General features: G+C 38.1%; 17 protein-coding genes. 10 read left to right on the top strand and 7 right to left on the bottom strand.

What is annotated here, in order from left to right:
- Positions 1 to 21: 21 nt before the first annotated feature.
- Positions 22 to 2,394 carry a phosphoenolpyruvate synthase gene (gene ppsA / locus DK866_RS09345; protein ID WP_109408682.1) on the bottom strand — a complete coding sequence of 791 codons (2,373 nt, stop codon included), beginning with the start codon at positions 2,392 to 2,394 and terminating at the stop codon, positions 22 to 24.
- Positions 2,395 to 2,612: 218 nt separating this feature from the next.
- Between ppsA and ppsR the strand changes: the two genes are divergently transcribed.
- The 10 genes from ppsR to DK866_RS09295 all read left to right on the top strand — a co-directional run bounded on the left by ppsR (position 2,613) and on the right by DK866_RS09295 (position 14,042).
- Positions 2,613 to 3,479 (top strand): posphoenolpyruvate synthetase regulatory kinase/phosphorylase PpsR, encoded by an 867-nt coding sequence (gene ppsR, locus DK866_RS09340; protein WP_109408681.1) that lies wholly within the window; start codon positions 2,613 to 2,615, stop codon positions 3,477 to 3,479.
- Positions 3,480 to 3,599: 120 nt separating this feature from the next.
- Positions 3,600 to 4,646, top strand: a complete 1,047-nt coding sequence (locus DK866_RS09335; RefSeq protein ID WP_072070331.1) for a 3-deoxy-7-phosphoheptulonate synthase — start codon at positions 3,600 to 3,602, stop codon at positions 4,644 to 4,646.
- Between the two features lie 270 nt (positions 4,647 to 4,916).
- Complete coding sequence (gene hemP, locus DK866_RS09330; RefSeq protein ID WP_231619304.1) at positions 4,917 to 5,078, top strand: hemin uptake protein HemP; 162 nt, start codon at positions 4,917 to 4,919, stop codon at positions 5,076 to 5,078.
- An 81-nt stretch (positions 5,079 to 5,159) separates the two neighbouring features.
- Positions 5,160 to 7,346 carry a TonB-dependent receptor domain-containing protein gene (locus tag DK866_RS09325; RefSeq protein ID WP_109408679.1) on the top strand — a complete coding sequence of 729 codons (2,187 nt, stop codon included), beginning with the start codon at positions 5,160 to 5,162 and terminating at the stop codon, positions 7,344 to 7,346.
- Positions 7,347 to 7,416: 70 nt separating this feature from the next.
- On the top strand, positions 7,417 to 9,444 hold the full coding sequence (locus tag DK866_RS09320; RefSeq protein ID WP_109408678.1) for a TonB-dependent hemoglobin/transferrin/lactoferrin family receptor: 2,028 nt from the start codon (positions 7,417 to 7,419) through the stop codon (positions 9,442 to 9,444).
- A 39-nt stretch (positions 9,445 to 9,483) separates the two neighbouring features.
- Complete coding sequence (locus DK866_RS09315; RefSeq protein ID WP_109408677.1) at positions 9,484 to 10,533, top strand: hemin-degrading factor; 1,050 nt, start codon at positions 9,484 to 9,486, stop codon at positions 10,531 to 10,533.
- A 15-nt stretch (positions 10,534 to 10,548) separates the two neighbouring features.
- Positions 10,549 to 11,364: a heme/hemin ABC transporter substrate-binding protein gene (locus DK866_RS09310; RefSeq protein ID WP_109408676.1), complete on the top strand. Its 816-nt coding sequence runs from the start codon at positions 10,549 to 10,551 to the stop codon at positions 11,362 to 11,364.
- Positions 11,364 to 12,368 carry a FecCD family ABC transporter permease gene (locus DK866_RS09305; protein ID WP_109408675.1) on the top strand — a complete coding sequence of 335 codons (1,005 nt, stop codon included), beginning with the start codon at positions 11,364 to 11,366 and terminating at the stop codon, positions 12,366 to 12,368. Before DK866_RS09310 ends, DK866_RS09305 begins: the two co-directional genes overlap by 1 nt.
- Positions 12,365 to 13,159 carry a heme ABC transporter ATP-binding protein gene (locus DK866_RS09300; RefSeq protein ID WP_109408674.1) on the top strand — a complete coding sequence of 265 codons (795 nt, stop codon included), beginning with the start codon at positions 12,365 to 12,367 and terminating at the stop codon, positions 13,157 to 13,159. The genes DK866_RS09305 and DK866_RS09300 overlap by 4 nt, the downstream gene beginning before the upstream one ends.
- Before the next feature lie 514 nt (positions 13,160 to 13,673).
- Positions 13,674 to 14,042, top strand: a complete 369-nt coding sequence (locus tag DK866_RS09295; RefSeq protein WP_072070346.1) for a helix-turn-helix domain-containing protein — start codon at positions 13,674 to 13,676, stop codon at positions 14,040 to 14,042.
- Between the two features lie 80 nt (positions 14,043 to 14,122).
- On the opposite strand, the gene DK866_RS09290 is transcribed toward DK866_RS09295, so the two are convergent.
- From DK866_RS09290 to arnD, 6 genes are all read right to left on the bottom strand, one after another.
- The gene (locus tag DK866_RS09290) at positions 14,123 to 15,142 is read right to left on the bottom strand and encodes a lipoate--protein ligase A (protein ID WP_109408673.1); all 1,020 of its coding nucleotides are present in this window, start codon (positions 15,140 to 15,142) and stop codon (positions 14,123 to 14,125) included.
- Positions 15,143 to 15,219: 77 nt separating this feature from the next.
- Complete coding sequence (locus tag DK866_RS09285; RefSeq protein ID WP_036913240.1) at positions 15,220 to 15,711, bottom strand: C40 family peptidase; 492 nt, start codon at positions 15,709 to 15,711, stop codon at positions 15,220 to 15,222.
- A 148-nt stretch (positions 15,712 to 15,859) separates the two neighbouring features.
- Positions 15,860 to 16,258, bottom strand: coding sequence for a 4-amino-4-deoxy-L-arabinose-phosphoundecaprenol flippase subunit ArnF (gene arnF, locus DK866_RS09280; RefSeq protein ID WP_109408672.1), 399 nt, complete (start codon positions 16,256 to 16,258; stop codon positions 15,860 to 15,862).
- On the bottom strand, positions 16,255 to 16,596 hold the full coding sequence (arnE, locus tag DK866_RS09275; protein WP_109408671.1) for a 4-amino-4-deoxy-L-arabinose-phosphoundecaprenol flippase subunit ArnE: 342 nt from the start codon (positions 16,594 to 16,596) through the stop codon (positions 16,255 to 16,257). Before arnE ends, arnF begins: the two co-directional genes overlap by 4 nt.
- On the bottom strand, positions 16,596 to 18,260 hold the full coding sequence (gene arnT, locus DK866_RS09270) for a lipid IV(A) 4-amino-4-deoxy-L-arabinosyltransferase (RefSeq protein WP_109408670.1): 1,665 nt from the start codon (positions 18,258 to 18,260) through the stop codon (positions 16,596 to 16,598). Before arnT ends, arnE begins: the two co-directional genes overlap by 1 nt.
- Before the next feature lie 7 nt (positions 18,261 to 18,267).
- Complete coding sequence (gene arnD / locus DK866_RS09265; protein WP_109408669.1) at positions 18,268 to 19,161, bottom strand: 4-deoxy-4-formamido-L-arabinose-phosphoundecaprenol deformylase; 894 nt, start codon at positions 19,159 to 19,161, stop codon at positions 18,268 to 18,270.
- Position 19,162 lies beyond the last annotated feature (1 nt).

Here is a 19,162-nt window from a genome sequence, read left to right as displayed (position 1 = left end):
TTTATGACCTTTATATTAATTCTATTGTGCTAATTTCACCCAAGTTTTAATTACGGTATCTGGATTTAAAGATAAACTATCAATCCCTTCTTCCATTAACCATTGTGCGAAATCTTCATGATCAGAAGGTCCCTGTCCACAAATACCCACATATTTACCGTTACGTTTAGCCGCTTGGATTGCCATTGATAATAATGCTTTTACTGCATCATTGCGCTCATCAAATAGTGCAGAAACGACACCAGAATCTCGGTCAAGACCTAATGTTAATTGGGTCATGTCGTTAGAGCCAATAGAGAAACCATCAAAGTGTTCTAAGAATTTATCCGCTAATAAGGCATTTGATGGAATTTCACACATCATAATCACTTTTAAGCCATTCTCACCACGTTTTAAACCGTTTGCAGCTAATTCTTCAATAACTTCTTCAGCTTGGCGCACCGTACGAACAAATGGGATCATCACTTCAACATTATCTAACCCCATATCGTTACGAACACGTTTTACCGCTTCACACTCAAGCGCAAAACAACGACGGAAATCATCGGATACATAACGACCTGCTCCACGGAATCCTAACATTGGGTTCTCTTCATCCGGCTCATAACGGTCACCACCAACTAAGTTGGCATATTCGTTAGATTTAAAGTCAGACAAACGAACAATCACACGTTTAGGCCAGAATGCTGCCGCCAATGTCGCAATCCCTTCTGTTAATTTACTAATGTAATATTCAACAGGAGATTCATAGCCAGCCATCATCTCATTAATTTCAGCTTTTAATGCTTCGCTTTGATCGTCATACTCTAATAATGCGCGAGGATGGACACCAATCATACGGTTGATAATAAATTCTAAACGCGCAAGGCCCACCCCGTCATTTGGTAAACCAGCGAAATCAAATGCACGATCAGGGTTACCAACGTTCATCATGATTTTCAGACCAAGTTCAGGCATGTTATCGATTGCGGAGCTTTGAATGGAAAAATCCAGTTTGCCATCATAGACAAACCCCGTATCACCTTCAGCACAAGAAACTGTAACGACTTGCCCTTCTGTAATACATTCTGTGGCATCACCACAACCTACAACAGCAGGAATACCTAATTCACGTGCAATAATCGCAGCATGACATGTTCTACCACCACGATTTGTCACAATCGCAGAGGCCTTTTTCATAATAGGTTCCCAATCTGGGTCTGTCATGTCAGTAACCAGTACATCACCCGCTTCAATTCTATCCATTTCATTTAAGTTATGAATAACTTTGACTGTACCTGTACCAATTCGATGACCAATAGCACGACCTTCAATGATTACAGAGCCGCTTTCATTTAACTGATAACGCTCCATCACTTGCTGGTTAGATCGAACAGTTTCAGGACGAGCCTGTACTATATACAAACGACCATTATGCCCATCTTTAGCCCACTCGATATCCATTGGACGACCGTAGTGTTGTTCAATCAATACAGCTTGTTTTGCCAACTCTTGAACTTCATTATCAGTCAAAGAGAAACGATTGCGCAGTGCTTCTGGCGTATCTTCAATACGTACTTGTTTACCATGCTCTATACTGTCTGCGTAAACCATTTGGATCTTTTTAGAACCTAAGTTACGACGAACAATTGAAGGTAGGCCTTTTGCTAAAGTTGGCTTGTGTACATAAAATTCATCAGGGTTTACTGCTCCCTGAACAACCATTTCACCTAAACCATAAGCTGATGTAATAAAGACAACTTGATCGAAGCCTGATTCAGTATCGATGGTAAACATCACACCTGAAGAGGCAAGATCAGAACGCACCATACGCTGAACACCTGCAGATAACGCAACACCGCGGTGATCGTAGCCTTGATGGACACGATAAGAAATTGCTCGGTCATTAAATAATGAGGCAAATACGTGTTTAATCGCAACGAGAATGGCATCAATACCTTGAACGTTTAAAAACGTCTCTTGTTGGCCCGCAAAAGAAGCATCAGGCATATCTTCTGCTGTTGCTGATGAACGAACGGCAAAAGAAGCTTCTGACTCACCTTCACTTAATGTGAGATAAGCATCGCGAATATCTTTTTCAAACTGAGGCGTAAAAGGTGTATCAATTACCCACTGGCGAATTTGATTACCTGCTTGGGCCAGTTGATTAACATCGTCAACATCAACACTATCAAGCAATTCATAAATACGCTGATTGATACCACTCTGTTCCAGAAAATCATTAAACGCTTGCGCTGTGGTAGCAAACCCATTAGGAACAGAAACTCCCAGTTCCGCGAGGTTTGTGATCATTTCACCGAGGGAAGCATTTTTCCCACCAACACGATCAACGTCATTCATACCTAATTGGTTATACCAAAGTACATTGCACGGGGTGAGGCTATTGCTGGACATTGAGAACAATCCTTTTTTAAACAATTATGAGAGAGAGAAAAAAAGAAAAACCCGCTGTCAAAACGACAACTTAAATAAGCGTATCACAATGTTATAGTGAATATAGAAAGGTGAATCGATCAACCAGAAAACTTTATTTTTTTATCCTTTATAATCACTAAAAATGCTATAGATAATGTTGTTTGATTCGCTAATTCAGCTAAAAAAAGGTGAGCGTTATGATATTAAGCTTAAACTCTATTAATTGTGATAATAATGAACCCATTGATAGAACAGTCTTTTTTATCTCTGATGGTACAGCTATTACAGCAGAAGTTTTAGGCCACGCTGTACTTTCTCAATTTCCACTAAGAATGAAAAGTTATACATTGCCTTTTGTTTCTACAGTAGAAAGAGCTGAAGAAATAAAACAGAAAATCGCTGAAATTTATAAAAAGAGTGGCGCTAAGCCCCTTGTTTTTTATTCTATTATTAGCCCCGAAGTTAAACAGGTAATAAATAGTAGTGAAGGCTTTTGTCAGGATATTGTGCAATCTCTTGTATTACCGCTTGAAAAGGAAATGGGTATTCAAGCCTCACCAAAATTAAATAAAACACACGGGTTAACAGAGAAAAATCTTAGTAAATACGATGCCCGTATTGCAGCTATTGAATACACGCTTTCTCACGATGATGGAATATCATTACGTAATCTCGATCAAGCACAAGTTATCTTAATTGGCGTTTCTCGTTGTGGTAAAACCCCCACCAGCCTCTATTTAGCTATGCAATTTGGTATTCAAGCTGCCAATTACCCATTTACTGCTGATGATATGGATTTTTTAAAACTCCCTGCTGAATTAAAAGAGTATCAACATAAATTATTCGGTTTAACCATTGCACCAGAACGCCTGGCTGCTATCCGAGGTGAACGTCGTGAAAATAGCCGTTATGCATCAATTCGCCAATGCAGAATCGAATTAGCCGAAGTGGAAGCCCTTTTCAGAAAAAACAATATTCCTTATCTCAATACCACTAATTATTCTGTTGAAGAAATTTCAACTAAGGTAATTGATTCTATGGGATTAGCGAGAAGAATGTTCTAAGTCTTAACCTTATTTTTTTATTGGTTTTTCTCTAATAACGCTGTTGAAATTAGCTGAATTTCGTTTATTGTGATCTTAATCACTGGGTAGACTTACCCTGTATATTTATTGAGATGAATTATGTTAAAGACAGACGAACTACGGACTAAGGCTTTAGACAGTCTGGTGACACCAGAAACCTTAGCAAAAGAGTTCCCCATTTCTGATGAGATAATCCAAAATATCACATCAGCACGTAAACGAATTGAAGCTATCCTTACTGGTGAAGACAAACGACTTTTAGTGATCGTGGGTCCTTGTTCTATTCATGACCCCAAAGCAGCCAAAGAATATGCCACGAAACTTAACCAGCAAAAAGAACGCTATCATGACCGCTTAGAAATTGTCATGAGAACCTACTTTGAAAAACCACGTACAGTTATTGGTTGGAAAGGCTTAATCTCTGATCCTTATCTTGATAATTCTTGCAATGTTAATGAAGGTATCCGCCTTGCAAGAAAATTATTAATTGAGATAAATACATTAGGCTTACCAACTGCAACCGAGTTTCTTGATATGGTAACTGGTCAGTATATTGCTGACTTAATTAGTTGGGGTGCTATCGGCGCAAGAACTACAGAGAGCCAGGTTCATCGTGAAATGGCATCCGCACTTTCTTGTCCTGTGGGCTTTAAAAACGGTACGGATGGTAATACTCGTATTGCTATTGATGCAATTCGTGCTTCTCGCGTTGGTCACACTTTCTTATCACCTGACAAAAATGGCCGTATGACAATTTACCAAACTAGCGGTAATCCTTACGGGCACATAATTATGCGAGGTGGTAAAAAACCAAATTATCATGCCAGTGATATTGCAGATGCTATTGATGCACTAAAACAAGTGGATTTACCTGAACATCTTATTATCGACTTTAGTCATGGTAATTGTGAAAAGATCCACCGTCGCCAATTAGAAGTGGCTCGCAATGTCAGTCAACAAATTAAAGATGGCTCACAAGCTATTGTTGGCGTGATGGCTGAAAGCTTTTTACAAGAAGGCTCACAAAAAGTCTTGCCAGAAAAACCTCTTGTTTATGGACAATCTATTACTGATCCATGTTTAAGCTGGAATGATACCGAGCAATTGCTTGAATTATTAGCACAAGCCGTTGAGAGTCGATTTTAATAACCCTATTTATTAAGGGGATAATTCTATCCCCTGTTATTTTTCTTCTCTGTTCATTCTGTATTGATCTTATTTTTTAGTAAAAAGATAAGCCTCTTTTATTCCTTTGTTTTAAATTTCATCACATACCGTTTTATCACTCACAATATGACTTAAATTTACCTATTTACGTTAAAAAAAGCTTGTCTAAATACATTTGTTAACGATAATGATTATCATAATGATAACGCTTATTACTCTTAGTGTATTATGAATAAAAAAGCTAATAATTTGGATAGTTCATTGGTTAAACAGGACTCTCATTCTTCAATAATTCAATCTATTAATAGTATTGAATTATTGGGTAAAGATGGCGTGGTTTACATTCAACATAACGGAGAGTTGTATCAACTACGTCAGACCAAAGCAGGAAAACTGATCCTGACTAAATAATCATTTTTGACAATAACTCGCAAGCCACCTATCAATTCAGCTAGGCAGCCAGCTAAATAACTCCATATACAAGGACTTTTTATGGACATTTATGGTATGTGTATGCTGAAAAAACATTTCAAGTATTCAGGTATAGCAACAGCACTTTGTCTGTTGTATTCATCTATTGCCTCTGCACACCCAGAAAAAACGAACACGGACTCTCTTACTGTTATCGGTCATAAATATCACGAAATAGAGCATAACTTTCAATCTACAATTGAAACCTCAACACCTCAGGCAAAAACAGCGTCAACAACAGGTGAAATGTTAAAAGAAGTCGCAGGTATCACTCTTTCAGGTACAGGCGTGACTAATGGTGCCAACATTCTAATGCGTGGATATGACCAAAAAGGTGTCAAGATCCTCGTTGATGGCATTCATCAACCACTCGAAAACACCATGAATAATTTAGGGGGAATATTTCTTGATCCTTCTTTAATCAAAAATATTAATGTCAAACATGGTTCTGCCTCGACTATTCATGGTGAAGGCGCTATGGGAGGGGTTGTTGCTTTTAACACTCTCGATCCTCAATCAATACTAGCAAAGAATAAAAACTTAGGGGCTAAATTATTCAGCTCTTATTCTTCTGCTGATCGCCATTTCTCTTATGGCGGAATAATTGCGGGCCAACATAAACTATTCTCTGGTTTGATTTCTTATACACAACGTCAGCGTGGCCCTATCTTATTGGCTGATGGACAAAAAATGGATAACAATGAATCCATTAATAACTACTTTGCTAAAATCTATTTCTACCCTACAAATAACCAAACCTTTATTTTCTCAGCTCGCCATTATGATAATTCAGGTGAACAACGAGAAGTATTACATCGTATGGGTGGATATGGTAAAAACGAAAGTAATCAGGTATATCGAGATACTCAGCAAAAAAATTACTCTCTAACTCATCACTATGCCCCTGAAAGTAATTCTTGGATTGATTTAACAACCCACCTTTATTACTCACAGTTTAATATTGAGCAAACTTTCTTAACCGATGTAAAACTTACAGAAAGTGAAATTAAAAAAAATTTAAAAGGTAATATCGGTGGTTTCGAAGCACGAACACAATCAACTTACGGTGGTAAATTAGAAAATTATACTAATATTACTCCTCATAATAATCTTAATTTGTCTGTCATTCTGGGTACCGAAGCTTACCGACAGAAAATGACATCCAACGAAAAAGCCAAAAACTTCCCATTGGCAAAAATGGATTATGCCGCAGCATGGTTACAAAGCACACTATCAACACCACTACTCCCTTTATCCTTAACAGCTGGTGTTCGCTATCACTATTATGAAAGCTCGCCAAATAAAGAGATTGATAGTGTCATTTATAATCATGCAGTTAGAAATGCAGATGAAAGTAAACTCATGCATAAAGCAAGTTATCGTGGCACTACTGAAAATGTAAAATTAACATTTTCTGCAACACCGTGGTTACAGCTTTACACATCATACTCGACTGCATTTAGGGCACCGACATTAAGTGAGATGTTTAATGATTCACTTCATTTTAAGAAAGGACGATATTTAATATCTTATTGGATACCTAATCCTTACTTAAACCCAGAAAGAAATAGAACCTGGGAATATGGTGGAAAATTTTCATTTCAACAGTTGCTATCTGAAAATGATGCACTAGAAATTAAAGTGGCTTATTTCGATACATTTTCAAAGGACTATATTTCCTATGCTGAATGGATGGGAACACTTCTTGGAAGAATGAGCTTAAAAGCCTATAACATTGCGAATGTTCATATTGAAGGTGCAGATGTTGCTTTACGTTATACCCACTCTTGGCTCTCTGCTGGATTAAGCTATAACCGAACAAACACATTCCAACTTACAGATAGTGAAACCATCTCCCCCGTAAGACCAGAAATTCTTACCGCCTTTATACAGGTTCCTATTGCCAAAACACCTTTCTCATTAGGTTGGTCAGGACAATTTGCCAGCGCTACTGACTCTAAAAGTGGCTACAGCGGCATTGTTGCTCCACATAATAAGGGTAAAAAAGTCACTCGATTGCAAGAAGTTGTTCAACAATTTCCTGGATATGCTGTTCACGATTTTTCACTCAGCTATCAATCTAAGAAAAATAAAGATCTACAAGCAACACTTATGTTGGCAAATGCTTTTAATTATGAGTATTTCTCAACACGAGGTGTGCCACAAGAAGGCAGAAATATAAAAATGTCCATCAGTTATCGCTGGTAGATGAGGAGCAATGATTTATATAACAAAGGGCTGTTTTAACAGCCCATTAAAATAACGGAGATCCATCTGCATGTCTCAGTCATCCCTATTAATTAAATTTAGTTTACTGGCTGTTGCTGTTTCTTCTGCTTGTGTGTCAGCACAAGAGAAAACACAAACTAGCGAGGAGAAAAAAACAGAAGTGCTTACCGTTTATGCGACTGGTAATGAGCGTGATAGCTTTACGTTACCCATGATGTCAACCGTTATTAAAAATAACAATGCGTTGTCAGAAACCGCAGGTAGTGCTTCTGAATTACTTCGCCATGTGCCCGGAATTTCTATTTCCGGCGCAGGTCGTACTAATGGTGAAACCATCAGTATGCGTGGATACAGTAAAAATGGAATATTGACACTTGTAGATGGTGTACGTCAAGGAACTGACACTGGCCATATTGACAGTATTTTTGTTGATCCTCTTCTTATAAAGCAAGTTGAAGTAGTTCGGGGTCCTTCTGCATTATTGTATGGTAGTGGAGCACTTGGCGGTGTTATTGCTTACGATACCGTTGATGCAAGCGATCTACTTTCAAAAAACGAACAAGGCGGTGTACGTGTTACTGGTCTTGGTAATACCGCGCAACATAGCCAAGGTTTGGGTGTTACTGCTTTTGGCAAACACGATAACCTTGATGGTCTCGTGGCATTATCAGCTCGTGATAAAGGTGATATTCGTTATGGTGGGGGTTATCGTGCACAAAATGATGAAACCATTATTAACCTACTCTCCAAAGGGCGTTGGTTTATTGATGATAGCAATACATTAAGCGGACAATTCCGTTATTACCATAACAATACTAATCAGCCCAAAAACCCTCAAGTTCCCTCAAATCCTACACTTGCTAATGTAGAAACTGATCGTACTACAACACAAAAAGATGCACAGTTAACCTATCAATACAATCCTTCGGATTTACAGTGGGTTAATCTAAAAACGCAGGCTTATTACAGTGAAGTTGATATCAATGCCAGAACGATACAAAAAGGATTTGAAGGTCGAGAACAAAAAACCTATGGCATAAAACTCGAGAATCGCTCTCAAGTGGGGATGGATAGCTTTGCATCACATGGGCTTACTTATGGTGGCGAAGTGTATAAACAGAAACAATCACCAAGTCAAAATACAGAAAGCTTCCCACAAGCAGATATCCGTTTTATGTCAGGCTGGGTTCAAGATGAGGTCACTTTACGTGATTTGCCTGTCTCCTTAATTTTAGGAACCCGTTTTGATAAATATAAAAGCCAAAACGATCGTTATGATGATATTACTGCTGATAAATGGTCATCCAAAGGAGCTATCAGCATCACGCCTACTGATTGGTCAATGCTTTATACTTCTTATTCACAAGCGTTTAGAGCACCTTCTTTAGGCGAAATGTATAACGATGCTAAGCATTTTGATGCGCCATTCCCAGGAGCACCAACAAACTATTGGCGTCCTAATCCCAATTTAAAACCCGAAACCAATTCAACCACCGAATACGGATTTGGTTTTCAATTCGATGACTTATTATCTAATAATGATAATCTGAAAATTAAAGCTGCCCATTTCAATACTCGTGCAAAAGATTATATTGATGCAGATGTCGCTATTTTTCAGGGATATACACAATCAACAAATATTCCAAGAGCAACTATTTGGGGGTGGGATGTTTCTATGAGCTACCAATCCAAATTCTTTAATTGGGACTTAGCGTATAACCACACCAAAGGAAAAGATAATGCCACAAATGCCTCAATTACTTCGATTGAACCAGATACATTGACCAGTCGCTTTGATGTTCCAGTTCCAAGCACAGATTTTTCTGTGGGCTGGGTCGGTCAATTTACCAAGAAAACGGACTTTACTAAACATGACCGTTTTAATCGCCCTACCAATCACCAACAAGCAGGTTATGGCGTCAATGATTTTTACCTTCGTTATGAAGGTAACGCCTCCTTAAAGGGGCTAACAACCTCATTTGTACTAGGTAACGCATTTGATAAAACTTATTATTCTTCTGCCGGTATTCCTCAAGAAGGTCGTAATGCAAAAGTACTTGTGAGTTATCAATGGTAATTAACAATAAAATCAACGATAGATACAATAGGAGTTTCTGTGAATAAACCTCTTTATGAGAGCTACCTGCAAGCAAAAGCGGATAAAAAAGCACCTTATGCCCGTGATCTGGCAGCATACTTAAATGTAAGTGAAGCCGAATTAACACATGCACGCGTAGGACATGATGCAAAACGCTTACGTAACGATGTGCAAGAATTATTAAAAGCCTTAAGTAAAGTGGGTGAGGTCAAAGCCATTACTCGTAACGATATCGCCGTTCACGAACATCTTGGTGAATACACTAATGCACGCTTTAACGATCATGCAGGTTTGATTCTAAATCCTCGAGCAATGGATTTACGCTTTTTCTTCGCTTATTGGTCAAGCATTTTTGCACTCGCTGAAGAAACCTCAAAAGGAACTCGCTATAGCATTCAGTTTTTTGATATGCATGGCGATGCATTACATAAAGTCTATACAACTGACAATACCAATATGGATGAATGGAATGCGCTAATCCAATCATTCTTATCGGAAGAAAATCCAGCTCTAGACATTACCCCTATCGAACCTTATTCAAACACACCTGTTAGTCATGAATTGGCAGAGCAACTTGAACAACAATGGCGTTCAATGACTGATGTTCACCAATTTTTCAAACTACTAAAAGAGAATAACTTGAGTCGTCAACAAGCTTTTAAAGCTGTTGCCGATGACCTTGCTTATCAAGTTGATAACAGTGCACTGAAAACCTTATTAACCCTCGCTAAAGAAGCACAAAATGAGATCATGATTTTTGTTGGAAGCCGTGGTTGTGTGCAAATCTTTACGGGACAGATTGACCGTTTAGTTCCTCATCAATTTGAGAATAGTGATCAAGTCTGGATTAACGTTTTCAATCCTGCATTTACACTTCATTTAATTGAAAGTGAAATCGCCGAAAGTTGGATCACTCGCAAACCAACTCAGGATGGTTTTGTCACCAGTCTTGAAATCTTTGATAGCAAAGGCCAACAGATTGCCCAGCTTTATGGACAACGTACTGAAGGCACTGCAGAGCAACAACAATGGCGCGAGCAAGTTGATACACTTGCCAAAATAGCCTAATCGGAGAATGAGTTAATGAAAAAATGGCTTCTTTTGATCCTGTGTAGCGTCATGTCGTTTGTCAGTTCCGCCAATGAACGTATTGTCACTATTGGCGGCGATATCACTGAGATCGTTTTCGCGTTAGGTTCGGGTGAACAAATTATTGCAAGAGACAGCACTAGTTTAGTCCCTGAACAAGTGAAAGCACTCCCTGATGTGGGTTATATGCGAATGCTAAACCCTGAAGGTATCTTATCGGTCAAACCAACGTTAATTATAACCAGCGAACTCGCTCGCCCTTCTTTAGCACTACGCCGAATAAAAGAGGCAGGGGTCACTGTTAAAACGATTACAGGTACACATTCATTAGAAGCCATTAATGAAAAAATAGACACCATCGCCACTATTTTAAATAAACAAAAAGAAGGTGAACAGCTAAAAGAAAAACTCACCCTATCTATTAGCCAGATACCCACAACACCTATAGATAAAAAAGTCATTTATATCATGAGTCATGGTGGTGTTGTTCCTATGGCCGCTGGCCAAAATACTGCAGCAGATACTATTATTTCACTAGTTGGGGGTAAGAACGCAATGCAAGGCTTTACGAGTTATCGCCCTCTTTCTCAAGAAGGTGTCATTGCGAGCCAACCTGATATTTTGCTGGTGACTAAAGAAGGTATTAAAGGCATCGGCGGTATTGAAAAACTTTGGAATTTACCCGGTATAAAGTACACACCTGCAGGTAAAAATAAACATTATGTCGTCGTCGATGATATGGGATTGTTAGGTTTTACGCTTTCAACACCTGAAGTTATGCATCAAATTCGTCAAGCATTGGAGCAATAATGTCTCGTTTTCGTTCACCGTGGATGAGTATTTTAGTTTTACTCTTTTTGCTCACCATTGTTACATTAATTTCTGTGAATAGTGGTGCATTGGCACTCTCATTTCATACATTATGGAATAGCTCTTTTGATGATATGGAGTGGCAGGTTTGGCTTGATATACGCTTGCCTCGTGTGCTTTTGGCTATTCTTGTCGGTGGTGCATTAGCGATATCAGGTGCAATCATGCAAGGATTATTTAGAAACTCATTAGCTGACCCTGGGTTACTTGGCATAAGTAGCGGTGCGGCACTAATGGTTGCTATCGTGATTATACTACCTTTCTCTTTTTCACCTGTATTCGCATTTTACAGTCATATTGTAGCCGCCTTTGTTGGCGGCTTAATTGTGGCTATGATTATCTTCTCATTACATCAATTGAGTGATGGTAATTTAGCGCGGTTATTGCTTGCTGGGATTGCTATCAATGCACTTTGTATGTCCTTTATTGGTGTCTTAAGTTATATCAGTACAGATCAACAATTACGCCAATTTTCGCTGTGGATGATGGGGTCATTAAGCCAAATTGACTGGAAAACCTTATCCATTGCAACCCTTGTGATCATTCCAGTCAGTATTGTGGCATGTTGGCAAAGCCATAAATTAAATCTGTTACAACTTGGTGATGAAGAAGCGCACTACTTAGGGCTAAATGTAAGAAGAACCAAGTTTATTTTGTTACTACTTAGTGCCATTTTAATTGGTTGTGCGGTCGCGCTAAGTGGTGTCATTGGATTTATTGGCCTTGTGGTTCCACACCTTATTCGTATGCGTATTGGTAGTAATCATGTATGGCTATTACCTGCTACCATTTTAGGTGGTGCAACACTGTTACTCGCTGCTGATACATTATCCAGAACACTGGTATCTCCAGCAGAAATCCCTGTGGGGCTCATTACAGGATTAATTGGTGGCCCTTATTTCCTTTGGCTTATCTTACGACAACCCGCGAGAAGGATGTCATGATTCAAAAACAAAACACTTCGTTGCTCTATGGAAATAATTTGACGTATCAAATTGGTGAAAAAACTATTATTGATGATGTGTCTCTTTCACTTAATGCCGGAGAGTTAGTCACTATAATTGGACCTAATGGCGCAGGAAAATCATCATTACTACGTTTATTGACAGGTTATACGACACCAACACAAGGTGAGTGCTATTTTAAGCAAAAGACTTATTCGCAATGGAATAGCCAACAATTAGCACAAAACCGTGCTGTTATGCGCCAAAATAGCCAACTCTCATTTTCTTTTTCTGTAGAAGAAGTGGTTGCAATGGGAAGAACCCCTCATGGGCAACAACATAAAAAAATAGCTATCGAAACAGCTCTACTACAAACGGATTGTTTAAAATTTAAAGATAGAGACTATCGTCAATTATCAGGTGGTGAACAACAACGAGTGCAACTTGCCAGAGTATTAGCTCAATTATGGCACCCTACACCACAAGAGTCGGTATTATTCCTTGATGAACCGACTTCAGCACTTGATCTTTACCATCAGCAACACAGCTTACGCTTACTAAAGCAATTAGCAAAAACACAACATCTTATGGTTTGTTGTGTTCTGCACGATCTTAATTTGGCCTCACTTTATGCCGATAGAATTCTATTATTGCATCAAGGAAAATTAGTTTGTGAAGGTACTCCACACGATGTACTGACAACAGAAAATATCCAACAATGGTATGGCGCAGATGTGAGTGTTGATACCCATCCAGAGCATTCGTATCCACAAGTTTTTCTTCGTCCATAAGTTATCTTAGTTTTACTCAGTTGCCTTCTAGCATGGATTTTCTAGATTGTGACTGAGTTAATTTATTTTTATATGCTTATTTATTACAAATAAAATACACTAAGTAATATCACCTTAATTGATTAATAAATCTTATTTTAAAATTTTCCTATTTAGTCAAATAAATTGACTTTAAAATACACCTTAATCACTGATTAGCTTGTAAATCACACAAAAAAATATAACAATCTAAAGAATAAATGGTATAACAGATTTATCAAAGGAAAAATAAATCAATAAATTCAACAAAGTAAAATACATTTAAAACGATTTTTTTAATCAAAAATATCTATTAAGCTCTACCTTACTTGAGATATATAGCTTTCACCTATTAATTTGATAATGATTATCAATAACAAAAAGCACTTTTTGCCTACCTGTTATTTTCCCCATGCTTAAAATAGATTATAAATAACATACGTTACTATTCTATTTACTTGGGCACTGTGTCCCCACCATTTTTGTGGGAGGTTTTATGGCTGAAAATGTCGTTAATGATATTCTAAAATGGTTAGAAACCCAGTTACAACGTAACGAAGGTATAAAAATCGATACTATTGCGAACAAAAGTGGTTATTCAAAATGGCACTTACAACGCATATTTAAAGATTTTAAAGGCTGTACATTAGGCGAATATGTCCGCAAACGTCGCTTATTAGAAGCGGCTAAATCATTACAAGAAAAAGATATGTCTATTTTAGACATCGCTTTAATGTATGGCTTTAGCTCTCAAGCAACATTTACTCGTATTTTTAAAAAACATTTTAATACTACACCGGCTAAGTTTAGAGAAAATGGCACAATGCCAGATACTCATTGTTTCATGTCATGCGAAAATCACTAATTGATTTAGCATCATGTTGATGTTACTTGCCATAAAAAAACCAGCTTTAAAAAGCTGGTTTTTTCTTTATTTACAGAAAACTAAGCAATTGCCGTTATAAGCCATTCTTCAAGTTCATTAAGCTCCCCTTTATTATTAGGATAACGCTGTATAAGTTGCTGAATAAGCTCTTTTAAAGACTCAGGTGTATAACGTTTGCCAACTAGCATATCTGATAATGCTTCTAATGGTGCGGGATCTAAACTGTCAGTATAGATTTGACTTCTGACTACATTACCACGCTCAATATCAAAATGTAGTTCAACACCACCCCACTTAAAACGATTATCTAGCAAATGAGAAAATGCAGGGGCTTGTCCAAAATTCCATTCCCAACTACTTTGCTTAGCGAATGTCTCTTCAAAACTAGGTAAATCAGGTAATTTTTGCGGGGAAATAATCTCTGCATCTACTCGTTCACCATAGTATTCAAAAAAGCTTTCGGTAATAGTTTCACAAAGTTTTTCGTGAGTGATATCAGATTTCAGTTCGACTAAATTAGCCACTCGTGAGCGTACAGAGGTGATCCCTTTAGCTTGAAGTTTTTTCGGATCTGGATTGAGGTAATTGGCTAGTCTAGATAAGTTAGCATTTATTAATAATGTGCCATGATGGAAACCACGATCTTTCGTCTCTTTATAAGCCGAGCCTGAGATTTTTCTTTCACCCTCTTCTTGCGGTACGACTAAATCATTACGCCCTGATGCTGTTGCTTGTATACCTGCCTTTGATAAACCATCAAGTATAATTTGAGTTGAGATCGTTTTATTATACTCAGGCTTTCCCGCCATAAAGGTAAAACAGGTATTACCAAGATCGTGGAAAACAGCGCCACCACCACTTGAACGACGTGCTAATTTCACGCCATCTTCATCCATTTTTCGCGTATTACACTCTTTCCACGGATTTTGGGCTCGTCCAATAACTACCGTGTTATCATTACGCCACAGAAAAAGTACACGCTGATCCGCTGGCATTTGTCTAAAAATACACTCTTCAACAGCAAGGTTAAACCAAGGATCATAAGATTCGGAAATTAACAGTCGCAACTTACCAGACATGAGGAATACCTATATGAAGAAAATAAGGTATAAGATAGCATAACTCTCAATATATTAGGGTCTTAAATGGCACGAAATTACAATCGACGAGCTTGCCAGAATGTTTTTTTCCAATAGACATTATCAAGAGAAGAACGAGTAACCCCTTTACTAGTTGATGCGTGAATAAATGTGTTGTCAGTATCATAAATACCGACATGAAGTCCATTTTCACCACCACCTGTTTTGAAAAACACTAAATCCCCTGGCATTAAATCGCTTTTACTGATTTGCGTTCCGTATTTGGTTTGATCGATAGTCATTCGAGGCAATTTAATATCAAAACGATCACTATACGTTTTATAGACAAACCCTGAACAATCAATACCTGAAGATGTCATTCCACCATAACTATAAGGTGTGCCATACCACTGCTCAAGTTGTGATTTGAGCTGCACTATCACCATAATAGGATCGGAAAGCTGTGTTTTTAAAGGAGGGGCTGGTGGAATGCGTTTTGACGGACTAGATGAACACCCAGCCAGCAGGATAATACAGAGCAAGAAAGGATAGAAAACGGACTTTCTCATTGCATCCACCATTATTATTACGAGAGATTTTAAAATCTATCTGCTTTTTTAAGCAAAAACAAGTTATTGAAGGTGAATGAATCAAGATTAATAGAATAAATCGCACAATAACCAACAAGATATAGGAAATAAAACCCAAACTCTGAATTTAGTGTGATGTTGACCCTTTAGGTTTCTGGCTAATCAACCAAACACCTACCATAATAAAAGCAACACCTGCAGTTTTTGTCCATGAAGGGGTTTCTTGAAACCAAGGTAATATCACAGCAAGGATATAAACAAAAACATAGCTTAAGCTAATAAGTGGATAAGCTTTATTTAAAGGGATAGTGCGTAAAGTGAATAGCCAGCAAACCATAGAAAGGACATAACCGACAAGGCCAGCAAACACAATAGCGATTGGCGTTATGTTTGCCCATAGCCATGAAAAATCAAACCACTGTTTTTCTAACTGTAAATCCGGTAGCTCAGACATACCAAACTTTAATAACAATTGAGCGACAGTGACTAATAACGCACTTCCCATCGCCCATAAATAGCCTTTCATGCTTGTATACTCATCAATACAATGCCAACCATAATCGATGCAATACCAATCCAATGTTTCACATTAACAGGCTCTTTATAAACAAACTGCCCAATTAATGTCACCACAATAAAATTAATACTTAACATAGGATAAGCAATACTTAGAGGAAGAATTTGCAATAATCGTAACCAAAATAGCATCCCCAAACCAAGCATCGCAATGGCAACAAAAAGCCAGAAAATCGTTTTTCTGGCTTTTGTTAATGCGCCACTTTGCCAGCTAACCACCGCTTGTTTTTGACATACTTGTCCTATGCAGGTCAAAAAGCTCACAATTAACAATAAAACAAAGGACATTAATTACGCTTCTCATACGTTAAAATAGCAACTCGATGATTTGTCACAAGCTCTTCAGGTCTCGGCAATTGAGCTAACTTTTTCGGATCTTTAAACGTAATAACGACTGATACATTACCTTCTTTTCTTGCTTGCTCTAACCATTGAACAAAATTGTCAGGTTTAATTAATTTATGCTGAGAATCAGGATACTCTCTAATACCATAAGTTAACTCACCTGTTCTTTCATAAAGATAAATATCACTACGCTGTAATTCCCACGCCAACCCAGCACCAATACCCACACTGTTACTTACAATATATTTGCTCGCATTGAGTGTATCAATATTTTGACGAATAAATTCTTGAGGTAGCTTTCCATCAACACTACTGTTAGGTATTGCCTGCCCAATGCATAAACTCACGCCTAACGAGCAAGATGCCGCCCATAACCAATGTTTACCATTAAGCGTAGAGCAAAGATAACCAATAATACCCCATAAAGAGAATGCAACGATGGCTAAAACCCATTTAGACCATTCATAAGGCATATAAATAGGTTTTGAAGAAGCAAGTTGAATGACTAAGATAGCGACAACGGCAGCAACGCCAATAAAGATGTTGATATAGCCATTAATACGCAGTGCTTTCATTCTAAATTTACGTGCACAATCTACGCCATATTTCGCCATTAGCATTGCAAGCGGCGCCATAAATGGCAACATATATGTCGGTAATTTACCTTTCGCAATACTAAAGAATAAAAACGGAACAACAAACCAGCACAATAAGAAAAATAGCTCTGGACGTTTACGTCTTTTCTTCCAAGCTCCCATTAATGCGCCAGGCAATAAACCAAGCCAAGGTATTACCCCTAGTAATACAATAGGGATATAGTACCAGAATGGGGAACTATGCTGAGCATCTTCACCAGAAAAACGCTGAATATGTTCAATCCAAAAGAAATAATGCCAATAATCAGGCTCTGCTTTTGCAATAGCTAACGCCCATGGCAAACTAATCAATGCAGCACTAAACACTGCAAGTAAGCCATAGAGCAACATTTGAGTAAATTGCTTTTGATAAAGAGTAATAGGTATCATCACAATGACAGGGATAGCTAAAGCTAAAAACCCCTTAGTCATAAATGCCATACCACAAGCCAAACCTAATGTTATCCACGCTAATATTCGTGTTTTTACCGTCGTCGCTTTCAGTGCCCAAAAACAGCAGACCATACTCGCAGTAACCCAAAGTGCTAACATAGGATCTAATACACTGTAAGTGCCTACGCTAAACACTAAAAACATGGATAAATAAATTAAGCTAGAAACAAAAGCGACTTGGCGGTTACGCCACATCATTCTTGCCAGTAAATAAACAAGTAATGTGCTTAATAGAATAGAAATTACTGAACCAAAACGTACAGCAAAATTTGTGTGGCCAAATATTAATTGGCTAACATTATTGATCCAATAACCTGCAACAGGTTTTTCGAAATAGCGAATGTCGAGCATATGAGGAACTATCCAGTTCCCGCTCACCACCATTTCGCGGCTAATTTCCGCATAACGGGTTTCATCTGGTTGCCATAATAACCGGCTGTTCAATGGAAATAAGTAGGTAAGAACAAAAAAAAGAGCCAAGAGGATGGCCCCGATTTTACTCGCCCGGTTATTCAACATAGTTTCGTTAGACCTCTTGTTGGCACCCTAACCAGCCTTCTCGACCTGGAAAGTCAGATCGAACAACTTTACCCATCGGAAGCGTTTCTTTATCTTGTGGTAATAAATCGCTTAACGGACAGAATTCGATGCCTTCATTTGCAATCATTGCCAGTAACTGCTCAAACTGAGCTGCTTTTGACATTCCTTCAACTTCGGTATGGATAGTATAAACAGGTATTCCACTGTCTTTTTTGATTTCATCAATAATAAATTGATTAAAATCCTCATCCTTTACCTTTGTGCCGACGACTTCATCATAAGTTGGTAATGTTACTGGAATTTGCACCGTACCGATAGAACCATTTTCTAAAATCGGCCTAAAAGGATGCGTTCCTCGGCAATCGCTATTGTAATCGAATTGAAAAGTTTCTTTAACTGTTAATACGCGCTCATCAGCACGCCACCCAGCAACCGCTGAACATTTTACAGGGTTTTCAAGTGCTTTTTCCAGTGCTTCTACACCTAAACGAACTTGTTGCATTAATTCTTCTGTTGACCAACGAGCGACTTTTGCTTGCCAACCTTGGTGATCCCATGAATGTAACCCTACTTCATGCCCTGCATTTTGGGTTTCTTTCATCAAATAACCTAGATTCTTAGCAATTTTTTTGCCTGGCCATGCCGTTCCTGCTAATAAAATATCTAATCCATACAACGATGCAGCATTAGATCTCAGCATTTTCCATAAAAACTTTGGTTTTAAAAGGCGCCATAAATGGCGCCCCATATTATCTGGACCCACGCTAAAGAAGAAGCTGGCATGAATGTTATGTCTGGCAAATACATCCAGTAGCTGTGGAATACCTTGCTTCGTTCCTTGATAAGTATCCACATCAACTCTCAAACCAACTTTCTTCATT

It is taken from the genome of Proteus genomosp. 4 str. ATCC 51469 (assembly GCF_003144375.1).
Classification (GTDB): Bacteria; Pseudomonadota; Gammaproteobacteria; order Enterobacterales; family Enterobacteriaceae; genus Proteus.
This window is presented reverse-complemented; position numbering and strand designations above follow the sequence as displayed.